Source organism: Pseudoalteromonas haloplanktis ATCC 14393, assembly GCF_000238355.1.
Classification (GTDB): domain Bacteria; phylum Pseudomonadota; class Gammaproteobacteria; order Enterobacterales; family Alteromonadaceae; genus Pseudoalteromonas; species Pseudoalteromonas haloplanktis.
Genome location: NZ_AHCA01000003.1, coordinates 330,745 through 350,171 on the forward strand (window position 1 = coordinate 330,745; position 19,427 = coordinate 350,171).

Here is a 19,427-nt window from a genome sequence, read left to right on the forward strand (position 1 = left end):
AAATCCACGCCAACTAAAAATAGACTAAACTTAATAAGTCAGTATTTAGTTGGGGTGTGATTATGACAACATTAACTAGCTCTTCTAAGTTAGCCGTTATTTGCGTATTGTGCTTTTTATCAGCTTGCACTAATACATCTAATATCCCATTACTCACTGCACCGATAGTGGCAAATAACCCATCCTTCACGGTCTACCCAGTAGAGAGCCATGCTGAAATATTCGCTTTAAACGATAAAATAACTCAACAGCTTGATTTAGCCTTTCCAAGCAATAAGCGCAATCTAAATAACACTAAGAAATTGTTAAACTTTTTACTAGAAAATGGTGATGCATCATTATCATATCAAGCTGGGGCGACCTTAACAGCCAATCAAGCATACAATGATTTAAACGCCAATTGTTTATCTTTATCAATTTTAGCTTATAGCATGGCGGAATATTTAGGCCTGCACGGACAATTTCAGACAGTGCATATTCCAGAGTATTGGGCAGTAAGTAACGGCTATAATTTATTAACTGGGCATATAAATTTAGTGGTTAAGCAGCAACGTAATACTTCTACCAGCAGCAATGTTACTTATCTTTATAATAATGAAAACTCACTCATTATTGACTTTGATCCCAACTCGCGTAGTGAGAAGTTTAAAACAACACCAATCACAAAGCAGCGAATTACAGCTATGTTTTATAATAACAAAGGCGCAACAGCGATGCTAAATGGTCTGTACGACTTAGCTTACAGCTATTATTTAGCCGCTACTAAAGTAGATGAAAGTTATTCAGGTGCTTGGGGGAACTTAGCGGTGTTGCTGCGCTTACATTCACAATACGCGAACGCCGAACTAGCCTATAACTTTGCAATAGCACTAAACCCTGACAATAACACTGCACTGGGCAATTTAGCACTGCTGTATCAACTTACCGAACGAGGTGAGCTTGCTGATGAGATTTTGACTAAGCTTGACTTAAAACGTCAAACTAATCCCTATTATCATGTTGCTTTAGGTAACGATGCGTACCTGATTAAAAACTATCAAGATGCTATTAAACACTTTAACAAAGCCAAACTTATTGATAGACAGATCCATGATAGCTACTTTGGTTTGGCACGTACCTATTATCAATTAGGTGATTTTAAGCAAGCATATATGCAACTGCGTTTTGCTAATAAGTACGCTGATTTTGATCACGACAAACAGCGTTATCAAAATAAACTACAGGCTCTCAGTGAAATGACTGCCAAGGTGGATAACCATTAAGCTAATTATTCTGATCCTGAGTATTCTATTTTCTGTTACCGCTTATGCAAACAATGCAAACCAGCAACTCATTTGTGACTTAAATTACCTAAGCTCAGCGGCCTTAAATGGCCGTAAAACCAATACGCCTGATGCCGTTGCCAGCGCTGAGTATATTAATCGACGCTTGCAGCAACTTGGCTATCAAAGTCAGTTACAACCGTTTAGCTATACCGCTGGTTTTTTTACTGAAATGTCAGGGCAGAATGTAGTGGCCACTTTAATGCCCTCACACCCCGTCAAAGCTCATGTGATACTCACAGCTCATTACGATCATTTAGGTAAGCAAGGTGATAGCTTATATGCTGGCGCCAATGACAATGCCAGTGGTGTTAGCGCGTTACTATTTTTAGCTGCACAGTTTGCTGAAACAATCCTACCCTTTCAAATTAGTTTTGTTGCAACCGATGCTGAGGAAAATGGCTTACATGGGGCAAAATTTTTTGTAAGCCAGTTACCCCCTGACGATTCCGTCACCATACTCAACATTAATTTAGATATGTTAGCCGTGAGTAGAGCAGATAAGACCTTGTACGCATTTACATCCTATGCACAGCGCCATGCATTACAAAGTCAATTATCTGCTATCACCAGCGATACGATAAAGATTAAAGTTACCAGTTCCTCTAATACGATGAACCGGCTCAATCAAGGAAGTAATATAGATTGGCGCCGAGCAAGCGACCATTATGCTTTTGCTAAAGCGGGGTTTGCTTATATCTACTTTGGGATGGGTTATGATCCGCATCACCACCAACGCTCTGATCTGCTAAGTAATATTGATCAAAACTTATACATTGAGGCGGTCAATTATATTACACAATTTATTCAGCAACTTGATATGACTAAACTGACGGAAGCTGCCCAGTAGCAACAAATTCGCGTTTTTGCGCTTTGCTTAATTGTTTAATTTTTATTTCAAGCTTTGTCGCCTCACTTCGAGAGCCCACTTCACATTGATAAATGAGTATCAACGGCCCTTTTCCTTTTAAGTTTTTGGCTCCCTTACCGGCCTGATGTGTAGCAAAACGTTTCGCTACATTTGTACTGATCCCTGTATACCAATGGCCGAAACGAGTTTGTACAATATAAAGCGACCAAATCGCGATATTGATTTGTGTACTATTTCTCGCGTTAGTTAAACTTTTAGCTGACTGCGAGGTCAAAATTATGCTCCAAACATCAATAGTTAAAATTAAGTCACAAACAATTGCCTAAAAGGGTTTTACCTTAAGTGACTAATCGGTATCATGCAGTTTATAAAAAATAAGGATCCAAACAAACAATGCAGTCGTTAAAAACTTTTTCTCTTTGGCTTATCGTTGCTCTCACATTAAGTGCAACCGCAGGTTGTTCTAGTTGGGTTTATCGTATCAATATCCCACAAGGTAACTTTTTAGAACAAAGCGATGTTGATAAACTTCGCGTCAGCATGACCCGAGAGCAAGTACTTTATGTATTAGGCAAACCCGTTGCTGAAGACGCTTTCGATAAAAACACGTGGCACTATTTATACTCTTTTAACCTTGGCCGTGATAATGAACAACGCAAATCACTGACGGTTGTATTTGAAAATGAAAAACTGCAGTCAATTAGCGGTGACTATGAACAACCAGCTGAGTTTAACACTCCGCTTGAACAGTAGTGCGAAAAGTGCACAAAATGATAACAAAAAGGTTAGCTACAGCTAACCTTTTTTAGTTTTATACCAATCGTGTTAAGTTACTGACCATTTATAGCGACAGATAAATGGCGTGATAACAAGGCATAAATTTTGACATCTAGTTGTTCTCGGCAATTGCTCCTGCATTGCTCTACCTCCTGCATCCATGCAGTCGTACATGAAAAATTTATAACGCAGTTAGCGCTTTATTTAGCCCGCTAGAATGGTTAAATATTTAAGTCGATTGGTATTATCACTTCGTTTTATCCAAAGGCCGCCCACCGGTGACTTTATTTGCACGACCTTCGTCTTTTGCTTTTTCAGCACGTTTACGCCTCGCGTCTTTAGGGTCTGCAATTAAAGGTCGATAAATTTCAATTCGGTCACCATCCTCAACCACTTGGTTAAGCTTACAGGTACGATTCCAAATACCTAAGGTAAGTGCTAAACCGTCAATCTCTGGGCACTTAGCAAGAATACCTGATTGGATCACAGCCTCTTCAGCCGTTGTCCCTGCTGGCACTTCAACGAGTAAACTGGTTGCGGTTGTTGGCAACGCATATACTACTTCAACTTTTATCATCATCGTGGTCCATATACTTGTTTCGCTCGCTGAGTAAAGGCATTTACCATGTTTTTTGCAACATCATTAAATATTCTACCAAATGCCAGCTCAATAAGCTTACTGGCAAATTCAAACTCAAGCTGTAACTGAACTTTACAAGCATTATCATCTAACACTTGAAAATGCCAACGCCCTTGTAGCGCTTTAAATGGGCCATCCACTAAACGCAATATCACGGTATTTTCGTCTTCAAATGTGTTTTCTGTCGTAAACCATTTTTTTATGCCTGCTTTAGAGATTTCTAAACTGGCGGTCATGGTATTGTCTTGCAAAGCGATAACTTTCGCATCTGAGCAATGGGGTAAAAACTCAGGATAAGCATCCACATCATTGACTAAATCAAACATTTCTTTGCTGCTATACATTACTAGCGCACTTTTTTCTATTTGTGGCATACTCACTCCCAACTGTGTGGGCGAATTTTAGCAAGCTTTGCGTTTTTCCCCAAACTTTCCTGGCGCTTTATTTACAGACATTTTTTTACAGGCAAAAATAAAAAATCGATGTAAAAAGCAGAGCTTTACGTATAATATGGGCCACTATGGCTAAGAAAAATTCTAAATCGACAAGTAATACTATCGCGCTCAATAAAAAGGCGCGTCATGAGTATTTTTTACACGACAAGTTTGAGGCAGGTGTTGAACTGCAAGGCTGGGAAGTAAAAAGCATCCGAGCGGGCAAAGTAAACATCTCTGAAACGTACATTCACCTTAAAAATGGCGAAGCGTTTTTGCTTGGCAGTCAAATACAGCCACTCAATAGCGCTTCAACCCATGTTATTTGCGATCCATTACGTTATCGCAAGTTATTATTAAGCAGACGCGAGCTGGACCGTTTAGTTGGTGCAACTGAGCGTGACGGCTATTCATTAATTGCCACCGCCATGTATTGGAAAAAATGCTGGGTGAAACTAGAGTTCCACTTAGGTAAAGGTAAAAAAATGCATGACAAACGCGAAGACGGCAAAAACAAAGACTGGTCTCGCGAAAAAGAACGGTTAATGAAGCACAAAGTTTAATATACATCTTACCCCCTAAAAACGCCTAACTCAGTTAGGCGTTTTTATTTTCTTCCTTAAAAACTCTTAGTAACTGTATTGATTACAGCTCCAAATTTAAACAGCTTGACAACATAATAATTACATGATATTCATGTTACCGGTTTCAGTACCAATTATAATTATCATGACAACAAGGATTTAAGGATGAAGAACAGAATACTCCCATTTAAACCAAAGCTCACCGCTTGTGTAACTCTGGCACTTTCAACAGCATGTTATACTTCTCAATCACTTGCTGCTGACGAAGCAAAAACAGTTGAACGCATTGAAGTCACGGGCTCTCGAATAAAACGTACTGATATTGAAGGCCCTTCCCCAGTACAATCAATTAGCCGCGCCGATATTGATAATATGGGTTATGACAACCTACAACAGTTACTGGAAAGAATGCCTGTTGCTGGCAATGGCACATTCTCTACCCGCGGTAACAACCAAGATTCTACAGCCAATGGTTCTGCGGCAGTATCACTACGTGGTCTTGGCGCAGATGCAACGCTTGTGTTAATTAATGGTCGTCGAGTGGCTATCAGCGCATTTGCTGAGAGTATCACTAACTCATTTGTTGATATCAACAGCATCCCAGTTTCGGCTATTGAGCGTATTGATATTCTGAAAGACGGTGCCTCTGCAATTTATGGTTCCGATGCCGTTGCCGGTGTAGTGAATATTATCTTGAAAAAAGATATCGATGGTTTAGAAGTGAATTTAGGTTACGGCGGCACTGACGGCCCTAACTATGAAGAAACCTCGGCAAGTATTGTTTGGGGGACATCAAACGAAAAAAGCAGCGCGTCAGTGATCGTTGATTATTTTAAAAACACCTCTTTATCGTCAAGTGAAATGGGCCGCTTAGGCACAGCCGATCAAACAGCGAATGGTGGTGAAGACTTTCGATCATCTCGTGGCTTTCCTGGTTATTTCTACGTTGACGGCGTAAAGACTATCGACCCAGATTGTCCAGCTGAAAGTGCCACATCTAGTGGCAGTTGCTTATTCGATTACGGCCCATTTGGCTATATTGCCCCTGCTTCTGAGCGTGTTGGTGCTATTTCTCAGTTTGAATATAACTTTGATAACGGAATAACCGCTTTTATGGAAATAGCTGTTCAACATAATACTTCGATTGCAGCAGGTGCTCCAACACCACTGGATGAAGACGCAGGTTTAACAGTTCCGGGAAGTCACCCTAACAACCCGTTTGGCCAGGATATAGAAATAGGCCGTTACAGAACAGTAGATGCCGGTGCCCGTCAATGGGATATTGAATCTGATACATTGCGTTTTGTTGCAGGCCTTCGTGGCGAAATTAGCGATTGGAGTTGGGAAGCTGCAGTACAAAAAGGCCGTAGTAAATCTATGCAAACTGGCGATAGAACTCAAGGCTGGGTAAGAACTGATTTTTTACAGCAAGAAATAAATGCTGGTAACTACAACCCTTTTGGCGGCACTTATAATGATCCTGCCGTCATTGATCGTATTACCACTAGTTTAGTTCGCCGTGGTGAATCACATATGACTTCATTTGATGCCAACATTACCGGGGAAGCGTTTAGCTTTGGTGACAATATAGTTATGATGGCAGCCGGTATAGAGTACCGCGAAGAGGATGTCAGTGATATTCCAGATGATCAATTTCAACGCGGCCTAATTTTTGGTACTGAGTCCGTGTCTGCGGCCGCTGAGCGCGATCAGTACGCAGCCTATGTTGAGTTCTCTATTCCATTAGCGGATAGCTTAGAATTACAACTAGCTGGGCGTTACGATGATTATAGCGATTTTGGCACCACAACAAATCCTAAAGTAGCACTGCGCTGGGCTCCTAGCGATGAAATTACCGTTCGCGGCTCATGGGCACAAGGTTTTAGAGCCCCTTCACTAGCACAAATTGGCCTAGGTCCTTCAGAAGAAAGTCAGTTCTTCATTGATAGTTACCGCTGTGCTGCAACAGGAGAAGATTGTGGTGTTCTTGATTACAACATCCAATTTGCGGGTAACCCTGATTTACAAGCTGAAGAGTCTGAATCATGGAACGTTGGCTTTATTTGGGCGCCAATGGCTGAACTTGGCTTTAGCATTGATGTATGGAGTATTACTCAAGATAATAAAATCGATGAACAGGCATTCGGCCCAATTTATGATGCAGAATGTAACAACCAAAATAGTACCATCTGCGTTCGCCTGCCTCCGCAAGGTGGGCAAAGTTTAGGGGTGATCCAAAAAATTCACAGTACTTTTGAGAATGTCTCGTCGCAGGAAGTGTCTGGTGTTGATTTCTCAGCAAATTATAACCATTCATTAGATGATTTAGGTTTACTTAAGTTCAACTTAGAATGGGCATACCAAGATAAGTTTGAAAAAGATGACCGCGATTATACCGGTGAATATGGTTACCCTGAACATCGTTGGATGTTTTCAACTAATTGGGAGCTTGGCGAATTCAATACTAATGTAAATATCAGTTATATTGGTGAGTTTGAAGATACCCCTGATATTGATTTTGACGGCACGCTGGATTTTGATAGCAACACATCGAGAATGGTTGATTCGCAAGTTCTAGTTGACTTGCAAACGGCTTATCGTATTACCGAGTCAACCAAAATTTCGATTGGTGTAAATAACTTATTTGATGAAGAGCCACCATTTGCTATCGGTGATGGCGATAGTGATTTATATGGCTATGTATCGGCAGTACATAATCCGCGTGGTCGTTATATTTACACTAAAGTGTCGTTTTCTTTCTAGTTTTACTCGCTAACAAAAAACCCGCCATTTGGCGGGTTTTTATTAAAAACAAGAGCCTAGATTATAGGTCGCCTTCGTTTTCAGAAAGGAACTTAGCAACGCCTGCAGGGCTTGCATCCATACCTTTTTTACCTTCAGTCCAACCAGCAGGACATACTTCACCGTGCTCACTGTGGAACGCTAGCGCGTCAACCATGCGTAGCATCTCATCGATGTTACGACCTAGCGGTAAGTCATTTACTACTTGGTGACGTACGTTACCTTCTTCATCAATTAAGAATGAGCCACGAAACGCAACGCCAGCTTCTGGATGCTCAACATCATACGCTTTACAGATTTCGTGTTTAACGTCTGCAACTAGTGCATATTTAACTGCGCCAATACCACCATCAGCAACAGCCGTGTTACGCCATGCGTTGTGTGAGAATTGTGAATCAATTGAAACACCAATTACTTCAACGCCACGCTTTTGGAATTCTTCATAACGCTTGTCAAAAGCAATTAATTCAGAAGGACATACGAAAGTGAAATCTAGTGGGTAAAAGAAGATAACTGCTTTTTTACCTTTGATTGTTTCGTGAAGATTGTAGCTATCTACGATCTCGCCGTTACCTAATACTGCTGCAGCGGTAAAGTCTGGTGCCTGGCGGCCTACTAATACACCCATTTTATTCTCCAAATATTTGAGTTTGCTTTTAATTGCTTACGCAATGCTTGCCTTTAATATGGGATCTAAAAATAAAATACCAAGGGCTGACATGCATAATTGTCAAAATATTTTAGAGACTAGTGACTTAAAAGAACAATCGTATTTTCCGATGTCGGCCATCGAAAATATAGAACATGGCGTGAAAGGATTAAAAAAGCCTGCTGAAGCAGGCTTTTTTAGCAGTGGGGATTACTAATCCATAATATTTTCGGGCATATCACCACGAATTTTTTGCCAAATCTCACCTGTTTGATGACCATATTTACGCATCATGGAAATAGCGCCATCATGTTCACGTTTTTCAGCAAGTATCGTTAAGTCTTTATAAAACTGGCGTGCTAGTTGGCGAGTGCCTGGATCTGAGAAGTAATGACAGCCAATTTTCGAGTAAAAACCTTTAAAACCATTGAGAATAAGCACATAAATACGATTATTTCCAGCAACCGCAAGCTCATGATGCACTTTGTAATCATAATCAGCAAATGCTTGTGCACTATCTTCAAGATCATCGCTTTGAGATAAAATTTCAATCACTCTATCAGGTGCCAGTTTAATTGCCGCCCGAGTATAAATAGCGCTAATATTAGTGCGGGCAGAAAGTAATTGGTCTGTCAGCTCTGGCATTTTATCTTCATCAAGACGCGCTAATGTTTCTAGAATATTAAGCCCTGATGTTTCCCAGAAGTTATTAACACGCGTTGGCTTGCCATGTTGAATTGTCAGCCAACCATCACGGGCTAAACGCTGCAATACTTCACGTAAGGTGGTTCGTGTAACACCTATTAATTCTGATAACTCGCGCTCAGCAGGAAGAATAGAACCCGGAGGGAAATCCCCATTCCAAATTGACTCAACAATATACTCTTCTGCAAATCCTGCTGGACTTTTCGCTTTAAAAATTCTCATTCAATTCCCACTCGAGTTATCACACTACTTCACTTAAAAACGATTAACTGACTGATTGTACCAGATGAAGCAAAACTAACAAGTAAAGTCACTTCATTAAATCATTAATGGCCACTGCGCAATATATGTCTGCCAGTATTTTTATAATTACTCTCCCCCTCACGTGCAGAAACAAACACTCCATCAAGCAAATAACTGAAACTTATTTACATAAACGTAATTAAACAGCCGCCATAAATATGCTTTTATAGTCACAAAGCATATTTACCCTTGCGCCTAGTTTAATGACTAAGTCATAATCTCATTGATATATTAATATTTGGAAATACTATGAATTGGTTAGCAAATTTAGCGCAACAACGCACACCTTGGGTTTTATTAGCAGTAACAGCATTTACATTTGAAGTGGTTGCTTTATTTTTTCAGTACCAAATGGGCTTAGAGCCATGCATTATGTGTATCTATCAACGAACCGCAATGTTAGGCCTACTCTTTGCAGGCATTATTGGCGCAATAAAGCCTACTAACATGATAATCCGTGTTAGCGCTTTATTAAGCTGGGCCGTTGCCAGTATTTGGGGTTATCTGATTGCTCGCCAACATATCGAGATGCAAACCACAACCGACCCTTTTGCATTTAGCTGTGAGTTTGAGCCAAATTTCCCAATCCCACTGCATGAATGGATCCCTCAGTTTTTTGCAGCTACCGGGGACTGTGGCAATATTGATTGGCAGTTTGCAGGTTTGAGTATGCCTGCTTGGATGGAAGTGATTTTTGGTGCATTTACATTGGTACTAATAAGCGTTGTCGCAAGCCGCTTAATCATTAAAAAGTCACTGTGATGATGACATTTTTTTCAAGCCAAGTGACGCCATTAAAACCATTTAAAATACGCCAACGTCAGCAAATTATTGCCTTAGCTTTAAGTCACTTAACGCCGATGCAAAAAATCAGTTTGCGTATTTTAAAGTTACTTTTATTGACCCCTGTATTTTTATCGTTAGCGTATATTGAAGGTTGGTTGCTGTTACCAGCATTACTACTAACCGGTGTAGCTTACCCTTTACTAACTACCCCTTTAGAGATCCAATTTGCTAAAGGTCATTTACAGCACGCGATTAAAGAGTTTACACAGGGCGAATAGTTCGCCCTGTTCTTAATGTTTAACTAATTAATATTTAACTGCTTAAAACTTAACTTTCCCTTCTAATTTAGCGACGAGTTTATCGCCAATTCCTTTCACCTGTGCCAAATCAGCAACTGATTTAAATTTACCTTGCTTAGTACGGTAGTCAACAATCGCTTGTGCTTTAGATTTACCTATACCCGGTAGCTGACTAAGTTGCTCAACTGTTGCTTGATTAACATTGATTAGCTGTGTTTTTCCTGCACTTTCGGTTGCCTCTACTTTACTCACAGCTGCATTACTAGGTAATGAAATAGCAAGACCGAATACAACGACTATTAAAGTTAAAAACTTCATGCTTTTCCTCCATGATATCCATACGTGGACTCAGTTAATAGTTGATAAAAGCGCCCTCACTTTTGGACTACATCCAAATAAAGTCATACTGAAAAAGTGCGACTATTTAAATAAAGTAAAATTGTACCCATTTGTCAATGTACCCAAAGTAAAAAAATAAAAATGTCTCCTTGCAAAAAGACCAACAAACCATTACTGTACATAAAAACAGTAATCAATCAAGGTGAAGGTATTATTCACCAAGCAAATTGGCAGGAGAAATCATGGCTGTTGTTGTTAAATATGTTGTAGAAAGAAACGGAGTCGAGCGTATGACGTTTACTACTAAAAAAGAAGCAGATGCATATGACAAGATGCTTGATATAGCAGAGTCACTTGAAGTAATGCTAGAAAAAGTAGATGTCCCTTTAAGTGAACAACAAATTGAATCGCTTGCTCTAGAGATTGCTAAGAGTAAAGACGACTTTATCAATGTTCTCAAAGGCGCAAAAGATATAGCCCCCGCTAAAGCAGCCCCGGCTAAAACAAAGAAAGCAGCTGAGAATGTATCTGACTTAAAAGCAAACACGGATAAGGCTGCTAGCTAAAATGGTTAAATATTTAAGTCGATTGGGATAAGTAGTCACACCTGATTGATAAAAAAAGGAGCTTATCTAAGCTCCTTTTTTTGTTATACCTGTTGTAGTTGTTAACTCAACGAGCCCTCAACTTCATCAAATAATTGTGTGATCGCTTTACTAGGAGGTGGTGTTGATAAGCTAACCACTATAATTGCGATACTTGATAAAATAAAGCCAGGAATAATTTCATAAATTATACTGCTTAGTGACTGACCGTTAATGGTTATAGGCGCATAAATCCAAACCAAAACAGTAGCAGCACCCACTACCATACCACTTATTGCACCCTGAAGGTTCATTCGTTTCCAATAAAGGCTAAGCAATACTAATGGGCCAAATGCAGCGCCAAAACCTGCCCAGGCATTACTCACTAAGTCTAAAATCGAACTATCGCGATCATAGGCCAAATAAATAGCGAATACGGCCACTAACAACACACTAATTCGGCCCACTAGAACTAATTCTGTTTGTGATGCACTGCGGTTTAAGTAGATTTTATAGAAATCTTCAGTCAGTGAGCTTGAACATACTAATAGCTGAGAGGAGATAGTACTCATGATCGCAGCTAAAATAGCTGCAAGTAAAAAACCAGCAATTAACGGATGAAATACTAATTCTGATAATACTAAAAAGATGGTTTCTTTGTCGTCAATCAGCATTTGATTTTCAATCATATAAGCTGCACCAAACAATCCTGTTAACACTGCACCAATAGCCGAAAGCGTCATCCACGACATACCAATTCGACGCATCGTTGGCATATCTTTCACTGAACGTACAGACATAAAACGTACAATAATATGCGGTTGCCCAAAATAACCTAAACCCCATGCTAGGGCTGAAATTATGGCGATAACTGAACCACCAGCAAACCAGTTAAGCATATCCAATGGTACTTGTTCACTTGGTTTCGGATTACTAAGCAATAGATCATAGGTTGCTGTAGAAAGCGTATCAACGACTGAGTTGTCTAACATGCTATAAGTTACTAAAGGCACGATTAACAAGGATAAAAACATAATACACCCTTGCACAAAGTCCGTCAGGCTTACAGCTAAAAAGCCGCCAAATAGCGTATAAACAACCACAACACCAGTGGTTACATACAAGCCCATTTCATAACTCATGCCAAACGAATTTTCAAATAATTTACCGCCAGCAACTACGCCTGATGAGGTGTATAAAGTAAAGAATAAAATGATTATGATTGCAGAAATAACACGAAGAATATTTTTATTATCTACAAAACGATTTGCGAAGTAATCCGGTATCGTAATTGAGTCATTTGCTTTTTCAGTATAAACACGTAATCGAGGAGCGACTAAAAAGTAATTAGCCCAAGCGCCGAGTACTAACCCTATAGCAATCCATACTTTACTCAAACCAAATAGATACATCGCACCGGGTAATCCCATAAGTAACCAACCACTCATGTCCGATGCACCGGCTGACAGCGCAGCTACGCTTGGAGATAAATTTCGTCCGCCCAGCATATAACCAGATACATCGGCAGTCGACTGCTTATATGCATATAAGCCAATACCTAGCATTACGATAAAATACGCAGCTAAAGAAATAATCATTCCAGTTTCCAAATTTGCCTCCAACTCTGAAGTTAAAATCTGGCTTTCAATCCTAATAATGACTCACAATTTTTTAAAGCCAATGTAATATAAAGTCATTATTGGTGTAAAAACCATCCTAGAAATTTACTATATCATGCCAAGGGTGAATAACTCCAATTGCTGCGCTCATCATACAACTGTAGCTGGTAAAGCTGCTTTTACGAGTTGAACAATAATTTAACTATTGAATATGGTAATTAATGCTTAATTACCCTAGGATTAGATCAATGATTACTTAAATAATCAATACTTTAGTATTTATATTGTGAAGATAATTAATGCTATTTATGCGGTTTTACCTTATATTGCCCAAGTACTCGTTTAACTGATGTGGATCCATTGTTTATGTATTTTTATGCTGCACGCCAACCAATTTTAGACCGAAACAAAGAACTTGTAGGTTATGAGTTACTCTTTCGTGACGGCGTTGATAATGTATTCCCTGATATAGATGGCGATGAGGCAACAACGAGGCTAATTGAAGGGAGTCAATTTAATTTTGGTTTGGAAGATCTCACCGATAATAAACCTGCGTATATCAATTTTACTCTTGAGACATTACAAAAAGGCTACCCAACCCTACTGGGTAAAGACCAAATTGTTGTAGAAATACTTGAAACAATTCAACCCGGTAAGCGTTTGCTCGCAATAGTTAAAGAATTAAAAGAAAAAGGCTACACATTGGCATTGGATGACTATATTCATCAACCTGTGTGGCGTCATTTTTACCCTTATATCGATATTATTAAAATAGATTTTCTAAGTTGCGAATTGGCTACCATTAATACCATCATCGAAGAAATTAAACCCTACCCGCATATAAAGTTATTAGCTGAAAAAGTAGAAACTTATGAAAAGTACCAATTAGCGTTAAACCTTGGCTTTACTTACTTTCAAGGTTTTTTCTTTTCCAAACCAGAAATGGTGCAAAGTAAAACCCTACCACCATCTGAAATCGCGTTAGCAGAGCTACTTTATGAGACGTCTGTTGTTGAGATAAATTTAAAGAAAGTTACCGAAGTATTTGAGCGAGATGTCAATCTGTCTTATAAATTATTACGTTATAGTAATTCGGCAGCATTTACACGCAGAGCGGAGATCAGCACTATAAAACAGGCACTTATCGTATTAGGTGCACAAGAGATCAAAAAGTTCTTATCATTATTATTTGCCGCCCAAGTCGCGGGTGATAAGCCAGCAGAATTAATACGGCTTTCCCTAACGAGGGCACGTTTTACTGAGCTATTAGCAATAAACCATAATAAACTAAAAGACACAGGAATGGCTTTTCTCACCGGGATGATGTCATTAATGGATGCAATCTTAGATGAGGACATGGCAAGCGTAATGAAAAAGCTGCCATTATCAAATGACATCAAGTTAGCATTATTAAATGATGAAGGCTTATTGGCCCAGTATTTACGGTTAGTGAAACAGTATGAGCAAGCTAATTGGCAAGGTGCAAATGCAATTCAAGCTGAGTTAGGCTTAGCCGCTGAAAAAGTACCTGATGCTTACCACGATGCTGTTAGCTGGGCGAATGAACAAATGAAAATACTGGGTAATAGTTAGCCCATAATGGTAGCTACCCCAAAACAGAATATAAAATGCCAGCTTGAAGCTGGCATTTTTAGTTATCACTTTCAGATTAAAGGCTTTCTAAAAAGTCTTCATCGAAATCTTTAGGCTCTTCTTCGATCGGTGGGTTCCCGTCATGTAATTCGTATAGCTGACGCTGGAAGTAAATATCCTTCATAAAAATATACGGATCGAGTGACTCATTTAGTAAACTTTCTTGCGGAATTAAAGATGCACGTGCTTCAACAGCTTTTAGTGCAAATACAAGTATGGTTTGCGGGGTTGTTAAGGCAATCTCGGGTAGCACAAAGTTATCAACCACATCACCGGTTAAGTTACGTGCTGTTGAAGGGCCCATGCCAGGCAGCATAAGGTAAGCACCATCACCAATTCCCCATACACCTAGTGTTTGTCCAAAGTCTTCGTCAACAATTGTTAAACCCAGTGAGGTAGCGACATCAAACAAGCCAAAAATACCCACGGTTGAATTAACTAAGAATCGCGCAACACTAATTCCTGCATTCGCGGGCTTACCTTGCAAGGTGGCATTAATAACATCCGTTGGCGCACTAATATTATCTGTAAAATTAACAACACTACGGCGCACCGGTGTCGGTGTTACAGCGACATAACCAACAGCGACAGGACGCAACACATATGCATCTAGCACATCCATATTAAAGTCATACATTGGACGGTTAAATGATTGTAACGGATCCCGTTCATCTATTTTTTCATCAGGGACTTGTGCGCATCCACCGAGCACAAGGAACCCCAATAAAACTAAACTCTGTCTTAACATCTTTGATCCTTTTAAGGTATTAATTCATTGATAAGTAAATCATAGGCCTTGGTCTGGCTGCGCTTTAATACAGCTGAACGCCCTTCTAACTCACCCGTTGAAGGCATCACCGAAGCATCTTTCGAAATACGAGCTGTTAAGGTTATTTCCTCAACACTTGAGAGGGTTAAACCCGCTACCATGGCATTACTATCACTTAACTGTACTGTAATTGGAAAACGGTAATCTGTTAACTTTACGACCGCCAAAGGCATAGCTGGGCCACTCGCCGCTTTAGCAAATACGAACAAGGTCCCTTGCTCCGGTTGCTTATCAACTAATTGCGGATCAAGTTCAATCGTGATGTTAATAGCGCTCGTTGCAGCATTTGAATTATCTTTCTCCCCTTGCGCTTGAGGTTGTGCTACCGGTGTAAGTTGAGCGTTTTGTTCACTATTTTCAGCTGCTATCTTTTGTTCAATTTCAGTAACGCGCTGGGCAATCATGCTATAACGCGAGTCTTGCTCATCCATGCTATTTAACAGTACTTCAAAAGCCGCTTTTGCCTGAAGCCAATCATGACGCTCATAAGCAATTAACGCTAATAAGGAAATTGCATCTAGATTAGTTGGATCAGCTTTTAACACTTTAGAGAGCATTCCTGCTGCACGCGTCATATTCGCTTCACTACCGTCCAGTAAAAGCACTTGGCTATAACTGATTAGCACAGACATATTATCCGGATCCATACGCAACACTTTATCAAATGACTGCTGGGCCATGTCTAATTCGTTTAATGACATAGCAACCCGACCTAACAGCATCCACGCAACTTGATCATCACCGTTTTGCGCGAGCTTAGTTCTCAACCCTAAAGCAAATGCCTGTAATTCATTTTGTGTTAGTGGCTCACCTTGCTGCATTACGGCTCGCTCACCATAAGCAGGTAAATTATCCATGGCAGTGTGCCAATTTTGTAATTGCTGCTGCGATCCCGTTGCGGTATAGAAAATAGCCGTAAAGACCACTAGAAACGCACTTCCTGTGAATGCAAAAATACGGTTATTACCTTTACTCATCAATGATTTTTCAGGCGATAACTCATTAAGTAAACGGCGTTTAACTTCAACCACTGATTCATCATAATTAACTTGATCAATACGTTGGTTTGCTAACTCACCAGCTAACTCACCAAGACGCTGATGATAAATAGCAATAAGCTCAGAGTTAGCATTATAAGTAAGGCTTTGTACCCGCTCTTTACTTAAAAAAGGCAGAGCGACAAACGCCACAGCTAATAAGGTTAATAATGCAAAAGCAACCCACATTAGTATCATTTAAATCTGCTCCTGACGTTCATTTTGAGCAATAAGCTTGGCTAATAACGCCTCATCTTGTTCACTCCAAGTTTGCTTAACTGCAGCCTTTCGCTGACGAAAAATAATGGAGCTAAAACCAAATACCACAATCAATACAGGTAATACCCATAACACTAGTGTCGCTGGTGTTACTGGAGGATCGTAATGAACAAAATAACCATAGCGGTCAATCATATATTCAATTACATCGTCTTTGGATTTACCTTCTTTCACTAAAGCTAACACTTTTTCGCGAAGATCTTTGGCAACCACGGCGTCTGAGTCGGCAATATTTTGATTTTGACACTTAGGGCAACGTAATTCTTTGGTCAACTCTGCAAAACGTTGTGCTTGTTCGTTATTATCGAACTGGTAACGATCTTGCTCAGCCATAACCATCCCGCTGATAAATAACATTGAAACAACTAAAATATATTTCATGGCTGTAACTCCTGCATCAGAGGCGCAAATTTAGCGCGCCAAACTCGCGGGTTAATATCGCCAGTATGATGTAATAAAATAGTGCCTTTACTATCCACTAAAAAAGTCTCCGGTGCACCAGAGACACCTAAATCAAGTGCGAGCGTACGGTGTAAATCAAGCATGTTAAATTGATACGGATCACCGGCACGACTTAACATCGATGTTACTTCTTCGCGTAGTGCTGATATATCAAATTCACCATCAAAGTCAGCATCATAGCTTTGTACATAGTAAAGCCCGATAATTTTAACGCCCTGCTCACGCAGTTGAGTTAAATAATCTAATTCAGCTAAACAGGTTGGGCACCAAGTACCCCATACGTTAAGCAAATATACTTCACCTTTTAATTGGCTATCTTGCCAACGCTTTGAATCCTGCATTAGATCAGGTAAATCAAAAGCGGGCATTGGCTGACCTAAACGCCCCGTTTGAATTTCGCGTGGGTTAGAAAACAACCCCTGAAATAAAAACACACAAACTAAAACAAATGCCAACAAAGGTAGCAGCGCTAATAATTTACGATTCATACTAACTGCTCCTTTGATTTATCAGACTTCTTTTTACTCGTGCGGTAGCGTCTATCACCTAAAATCATAAAACCTGCCAATGAAATTAACACACCACCAATCCACATCCAGCGCACGAACGGTTTATGATAGATACGTAATGACCATCCGCCGTTACTTAGCTGTTCACCTAGCGCAAGGTATAAGTCACGGGTAAAGCCGGCATCTATCGCAGCCTCAGTCATAAACTGCATACCAATATCATAACGACGCTTTTCAGCATGCAATATGGTGACTAACTTATCATTTTTCAGCACGCTAACTTCTCCGGCATGGCCACTGTAGTTTGCCCCGCGAATTGTATTAACGCCTTCAAAGCGATATTGATACTGGTTTAATTGCACTATTTCACCCGGCTTCATTGAGACATCGCGCTCAACAGAGTACGCAGAAGTTAAGGTAACGCCTGCAATAACAAAAGCGATACCTACATGCCCTAATACCATGGCCCAATAACTCAACCCTAAGCGTCTCAAGCCTTGACTGAAACTAGTTTGTACACTTGCTTTTGTATATAGATCAACGCCTGTAGTAATAACAATCCAGACCGCAAGTGTGGTTGCTAATAATGTAAGCGGGGCTACAACGGCATAACTTGAAAACAACCAAGCAGCGGTAATTACAATGCTCATAAGCGCTGCAATAAGTAATTTATTTTGTAAAAAAGCCCACTTATTTTGCTTCCAACGTAACAAGGGCCCTATGCCCATTAAAATGGCGAAAGGAACGAGTAAAATCGCAAACATTTTATTAAAGAATGGTTCACCAATAGAAATACTACCAAGCCCAAGTTCTTTATGCACCATAGGCAGTAAAGTCCCCAGTAGCACAATAAAGGTTGCTACCACTAAGAAGATATTATTTAGCCACAGTGATACTTCTCGTGACACTAATTTGTAACGTCCTTCACTGCGTACTTGCGCAACTCTAAAGGCATATAAAGTAAGTGCACCACCCACAACAATTGCTAAAAAGGCCAAAATAAACAAGCCGCGGTCAGGATCGGTGGCAAAAGCATGTACAGATACAATAATGCCTGAACGAACAATAAAAGTGCCCAATAAGCTCAGTGAAAATGCAGCAATGGCAAGTAGTACGGTCCAAGATTTAAACACACCTCGTTTTTCAGTCACTGACAGTGAATGTAACAACGCGGTCGCGACTAACCACGGCATAAGTGATGCGTTTTCAACTGGATCCCAGAACCACCAACCGCCCCAGCCAAGCTCGGCATAAGCCCACCAGCTACCAATTGTAATACCTAACGTTAAAAAGCCCCATGCGGTCATAGTCCACGGACGTGACCACTTTGCCCAAGTATTATCAAGCTTACCGGTTAATAGCGCGGCAATAGCGAATGAAAATGAAACAGATAACCCAACATAGCCCATATATAACAATGGCGGGTGAATGATCATACCTGGATCTTGCAATAACGGATTAAGATCGCGCCCTTCCACAGGGTAATATGGCAACAATAGCTCAAATGGGTTCGACATCCAGAGGGTATAAAGCATAAAGCCAACCCCTAAAAAACCCAGTACGCCGAGAACACGAGCACGCAAAATCCAAGGCAATGAAGTAGAGCGCAGTGCAACCACCGCAGTCCAACCTGCTTGCATCACTAACCACAACAAAATAGCGCCTTCATGGCCGCCCCACGTTGAGGTGATTTTATAGTACCAAGGCAGGGTACTGCTTGAATGATATGCGACATACGCAACAGTAAAGTCATCCGTTAAACTTGCATAAATTAGCGCCGCAAACGAAATTAATACAAATACAAATTGCCCAACAGCTAATGAAGGCGCAGCGCGCATTAACCGTAAATTACCAGTATGGGCACCCCATAACGGAAAAATACATAATAAAACACTAAGCACCATGGCCAGTGTAAGGGAAAAATAACCGATTTCTGGGATCATC

Annotated in this window: 22 protein-coding genes; 10 read left to right on the top strand and 12 right to left on the bottom strand. The window is 40.2% G+C overall.

The genetic code is table 11. The features are described 5' to 3' along the window. Positions 1-62 precede the first annotated feature (62 nt). Together PHAL_RS0108645 and PHAL_RS22900 are read left to right on the top strand one after the other, a co-directional pair. Entirely contained in the window at positions 63-1,262 is a 1,200-nt protein-coding gene (locus PHAL_RS0108645) for a tetratricopeptide repeat protein (RefSeq protein WP_016707995.1), read from the top strand. A gap of 166 nt (positions 1,263-1,428) precedes the next feature. After that, the gene (locus PHAL_RS22900) at positions 1,429-2,172 is read left to right on the top strand and encodes a M28 family peptidase (protein WP_016707996.1); all 744 of its coding nucleotides are present in this window, start codon (positions 1,429-1,431) and stop codon (positions 2,170-2,172) included. Here PHAL_RS22900 and PHAL_RS0108655 read toward each other — a convergent pair. Next, the gene (locus PHAL_RS0108655; RefSeq protein WP_016707997.1) at positions 2,147-2,467 is read right to left on the bottom strand and encodes a GIY-YIG nuclease family protein; all 321 of its coding nucleotides are present in this window, start codon (positions 2,465-2,467) and stop codon (positions 2,147-2,149) included. The genes PHAL_RS22900 and PHAL_RS0108655 overlap by 26 nt on opposite strands. A 119-nt stretch (positions 2,468-2,586) precedes the next feature. On the opposite strand from PHAL_RS0108655, the gene PHAL_RS0108660 reads away from it, so the two are divergent. Then, a complete protein-coding gene (locus tag PHAL_RS0108660; RefSeq protein WP_016707998.1) occupies positions 2,587-2,946 on the top strand; it encodes an outer membrane protein assembly factor BamE in 360 nt (119 codons plus the stop codon). 271 nt (positions 2,947-3,217) lie between these two features. On the opposite strand, the gene PHAL_RS0108665 is transcribed toward PHAL_RS0108660, so the two are convergent. Both PHAL_RS0108665 and PHAL_RS0108670 read right to left on the bottom strand, forming a co-directional pair. Continuing rightward, positions 3,218-3,547: an RnfH family protein gene (locus PHAL_RS0108665; protein WP_029216086.1), complete on the bottom strand. Its 330-nt coding sequence runs from the start codon at positions 3,545-3,547 to the stop codon at positions 3,218-3,220. Continuing rightward, positions 3,547-3,984 (bottom strand): type II toxin-antitoxin system RatA family toxin, encoded by a 438-nt coding sequence (locus PHAL_RS0108670; RefSeq protein ID WP_016708000.1) that lies wholly within the window; start codon positions 3,982-3,984, stop codon positions 3,547-3,549. The genes PHAL_RS0108665 and PHAL_RS0108670 overlap by 1 nt, the downstream gene beginning before the upstream one ends. A gap of 146 nt (positions 3,985-4,130) precedes the next feature. On the opposite strand from PHAL_RS0108670, the gene smpB reads away from it, so the two are divergent. Further along, the gene (gene smpB / locus PHAL_RS0108675; RefSeq protein WP_016708001.1) at positions 4,131-4,607 is read left to right on the top strand and encodes an SsrA-binding protein SmpB; all 477 of its coding nucleotides are present in this window, start codon (positions 4,131-4,133) and stop codon (positions 4,605-4,607) included. Positions 4,608-4,793: 186 nt separating this feature from the next. Further along, positions 4,794-7,391 carry a TonB-dependent receptor gene (locus tag PHAL_RS0108680; protein ID WP_016708002.1) on the top strand — a complete coding sequence of 866 codons (2,598 nt, stop codon included), beginning with the start codon at positions 4,794-4,796 and terminating at the stop codon, positions 7,389-7,391. Positions 7,392-7,452: 61 nt separating this feature from the next. On the opposite strand, the gene PHAL_RS0108685 is transcribed toward PHAL_RS0108680, so the two are convergent. After that, positions 7,453-8,058: a peroxiredoxin C gene (locus PHAL_RS0108685; RefSeq protein WP_016708003.1), complete on the bottom strand. Its 606-nt coding sequence runs from the start codon at positions 8,056-8,058 to the stop codon at positions 7,453-7,455. 91 nt (positions 8,059-8,149) lie between these two features. On the opposite strand from PHAL_RS0108685, the gene PHAL_RS24240 reads away from it, so the two are divergent. After that, on the top strand, positions 8,150-8,296 hold the full coding sequence (locus PHAL_RS24240) for a hypothetical protein (RefSeq protein ID WP_157589013.1): 147 nt from the start codon (positions 8,150-8,152) through the stop codon (positions 8,294-8,296). Here PHAL_RS24240 and fadR read toward each other — a convergent pair. Continuing rightward, a complete protein-coding gene (gene fadR / locus PHAL_RS0108695) occupies positions 8,293-9,006 on the bottom strand; it encodes a fatty acid metabolism transcriptional regulator FadR (RefSeq protein ID WP_016708005.1) in 714 nt (237 codons plus the stop codon). The two genes, PHAL_RS24240 and fadR, sit on opposite strands and share 4 nt — an antisense overlap. Before the next feature lie 330 nt (positions 9,007-9,336). Here fadR and dsbB point away from each other — a divergent pair, with 330 nt between their 5' ends. Next, a complete protein-coding gene (gene dsbB / locus PHAL_RS0108700) occupies positions 9,337-9,849 on the top strand; it encodes a disulfide bond formation protein DsbB (protein WP_016708006.1) in 513 nt (170 codons plus the stop codon). Next, on the top strand, positions 9,849-10,151 hold the full coding sequence (locus tag PHAL_RS0108705) for a hypothetical protein (RefSeq protein WP_016708007.1): 303 nt from the start codon (positions 9,849-9,851) through the stop codon (positions 10,149-10,151). Before dsbB ends, PHAL_RS0108705 begins: the two co-directional genes overlap by 1 nt. A 42-nt stretch (positions 10,152-10,193) precedes the next feature. Here PHAL_RS0108705 and PHAL_RS0108710 read toward each other — a convergent pair whose 3' ends face one another. Then, the gene (locus tag PHAL_RS0108710; protein ID WP_016708008.1) at positions 10,194-10,490 is read right to left on the bottom strand and encodes a ComEA family DNA-binding protein; all 297 of its coding nucleotides are present in this window, start codon (positions 10,488-10,490) and stop codon (positions 10,194-10,196) included. Positions 10,491-10,753: 263 nt separating this feature from the next. Between PHAL_RS0108710 and PHAL_RS0108720 the strand changes: the two genes are divergently transcribed. Continuing rightward, entirely contained in the window at positions 10,754-11,077 is a 324-nt protein-coding gene (locus PHAL_RS0108720) for a YebG family protein (protein ID WP_016708010.1), read from the top strand. Positions 11,078-11,178: 101 nt separating this feature from the next. Here the strand turns inward: PHAL_RS0108720 and putP are convergent, their stop codons facing one another. Continuing rightward, complete coding sequence (gene putP, locus PHAL_RS0108725) at positions 11,179-12,693, bottom strand: sodium/proline symporter PutP (protein ID WP_029216087.1); 1,515 nt, start codon at positions 12,691-12,693, stop codon at positions 11,179-11,181. Positions 12,694-13,080: 387 nt separating this feature from the next. On the opposite strand from putP, the gene PHAL_RS0108730 reads away from it, so the two are divergent. Then, on the top strand, positions 13,081-14,307 hold the full coding sequence (locus PHAL_RS0108730) for an EAL and HDOD domain-containing protein (RefSeq protein ID WP_016708012.1): 1,227 nt from the start codon (positions 13,081-13,083) through the stop codon (positions 14,305-14,307). A 76-nt stretch (positions 14,308-14,383) separates the two neighbouring features. Here the strand turns inward: PHAL_RS0108730 and PHAL_RS0108735 are convergent, their stop codons facing one another. From PHAL_RS0108735 to PHAL_RS0108755, 5 genes are read right to left on the bottom strand one after another with little or no spacing between them, the layout of a single operon-like run. After that, on the bottom strand, positions 14,384-15,115 hold the full coding sequence (locus tag PHAL_RS0108735; RefSeq protein ID WP_016708013.1) for an MlaA family lipoprotein: 732 nt from the start codon (positions 15,113-15,115) through the stop codon (positions 14,384-14,386). An 11-nt stretch (positions 15,116-15,126) separates the two neighbouring features. Next, positions 15,127-16,431, bottom strand: coding sequence for a c-type cytochrome biogenesis protein CcmI (gene ccmI, locus PHAL_RS0108740; RefSeq protein WP_016708014.1), 1,305 nt, complete (start codon positions 16,429-16,431; stop codon positions 15,127-15,129). Next, on the bottom strand, positions 16,432-16,893 hold the full coding sequence (locus PHAL_RS0108745) for a cytochrome c-type biogenesis protein (protein WP_016708015.1): 462 nt from the start codon (positions 16,891-16,893) through the stop codon (positions 16,432-16,434). Next, entirely contained in the window at positions 16,890-17,462 is a 573-nt protein-coding gene (locus tag PHAL_RS0108750) for a DsbE family thiol:disulfide interchange protein (RefSeq protein ID WP_016708016.1), read from the bottom strand. The genes PHAL_RS0108745 and PHAL_RS0108750 overlap by 4 nt, the downstream gene beginning before the upstream one ends. Further along, positions 17,459-19,426: a heme lyase CcmF/NrfE family subunit gene (locus PHAL_RS0108755; protein ID WP_029216088.1), complete on the bottom strand. Its 1,968-nt coding sequence runs from the start codon at positions 19,424-19,426 to the stop codon at positions 17,459-17,461. The genes PHAL_RS0108750 and PHAL_RS0108755 overlap by 4 nt, the downstream gene beginning before the upstream one ends. Position 19,427: the final 1 nt, after the last annotated feature.

Bases quoted from the DNA above. Each gene is read 5' to 3' on its own strand.
- PHAL_RS0108645 (WP_016707995.1), top strand. From the start codon at position 63: ATGACAACATTAACTAGCTCTTCTAAGTTAGCCGTTATTTGCGTATTG.
- PHAL_RS0108660 (WP_016707998.1), top strand. From the start codon at position 2,587: ATGCAGTCGTTAAAAACTTTTTCTCTTTGGCTTATCGTTGCTCTCACA.
- PHAL_RS0108665 (WP_029216086.1), bottom strand. From the start codon at position 3,547: ATGATAAAAGTTGAAGTAGTATATGCGTTGCCAACAACCGCAACCAGT.
- PHAL_RS0108670 (WP_016708000.1), bottom strand. From the start codon at position 3,984: ATGCCACAAATAGAAAAAAGTGCGCTAGTAATGTATAGCAGCAAAGAA.
- smpB (WP_016708001.1), top strand. From the start codon at position 4,131: ATGGCTAAGAAAAATTCTAAATCGACAAGTAATACTATCGCGCTCAAT.
- PHAL_RS0108680 (WP_016708002.1), top strand. From the start codon at position 4,794: ATGAAGAACAGAATACTCCCATTTAAACCAAAGCTCACCGCTTGTGTA.
- PHAL_RS0108685 (WP_016708003.1), bottom strand. From the start codon at position 8,058: ATGGGTGTATTAGTAGGCCGCCAGGCACCAGACTTTACCGCTGCAGCA.
- PHAL_RS24240 (WP_157589013.1), top strand. From the start codon at position 8,150: ATGCATAATTGTCAAAATATTTTAGAGACTAGTGACTTAAAAGAACAA.
- fadR (WP_016708005.1), bottom strand. From the start codon at position 9,006: ATGAGAATTTTTAAAGCGAAAAGTCCAGCAGGATTTGCAGAAGAGTAT.
- dsbB (WP_016708006.1), top strand. From the start codon at position 9,337: ATGAATTGGTTAGCAAATTTAGCGCAACAACGCACACCTTGGGTTTTA.
- PHAL_RS0108705 (WP_016708007.1), top strand. From the start codon at position 9,849: ATGATGACATTTTTTTCAAGCCAAGTGACGCCATTAAAACCATTTAAA.
- PHAL_RS0108710 (WP_016708008.1), bottom strand. From the start codon at position 10,490: ATGAAGTTTTTAACTTTAATAGTCGTTGTATTCGGTCTTGCTATTTCA.
- PHAL_RS0108720 (WP_016708010.1), top strand. From the start codon at position 10,754: ATGGCTGTTGTTGTTAAATATGTTGTAGAAAGAAACGGAGTCGAGCGT.
- putP (WP_029216087.1), bottom strand. From the start codon at position 12,693: ATGATTATTTCTTTAGCTGCGTATTTTATCGTAATGCTAGGTATTGGC.
- PHAL_RS0108730 (WP_016708012.1), top strand. From the start codon at position 13,081: ATGTATTTTTATGCTGCACGCCAACCAATTTTAGACCGAAACAAAGAA.
- PHAL_RS0108735 (WP_016708013.1), bottom strand. From the start codon at position 15,115: ATGTTAAGACAGAGTTTAGTTTTATTGGGGTTCCTTGTGCTCGGTGGA.
- ccmI (WP_016708014.1), bottom strand. From the start codon at position 16,431: ATGATACTAATGTGGGTTGCTTTTGCATTATTAACCTTATTAGCTGTG.
- PHAL_RS0108745 (WP_016708015.1), bottom strand. From the start codon at position 16,893: ATGAAATATATTTTAGTTGTTTCAATGTTATTTATCAGCGGGATGGTT.
- PHAL_RS0108750 (WP_016708016.1), bottom strand. From the start codon at position 17,462: ATGAATCGTAAATTATTAGCGCTGCTACCTTTGTTGGCATTTGTTTTA.
- PHAL_RS0108755 (WP_029216088.1), bottom strand. From the start codon at position 19,426: ATGATCCCAGAAATCGGTTATTTTTCCCTTACACTGGCCATGGTGCTT.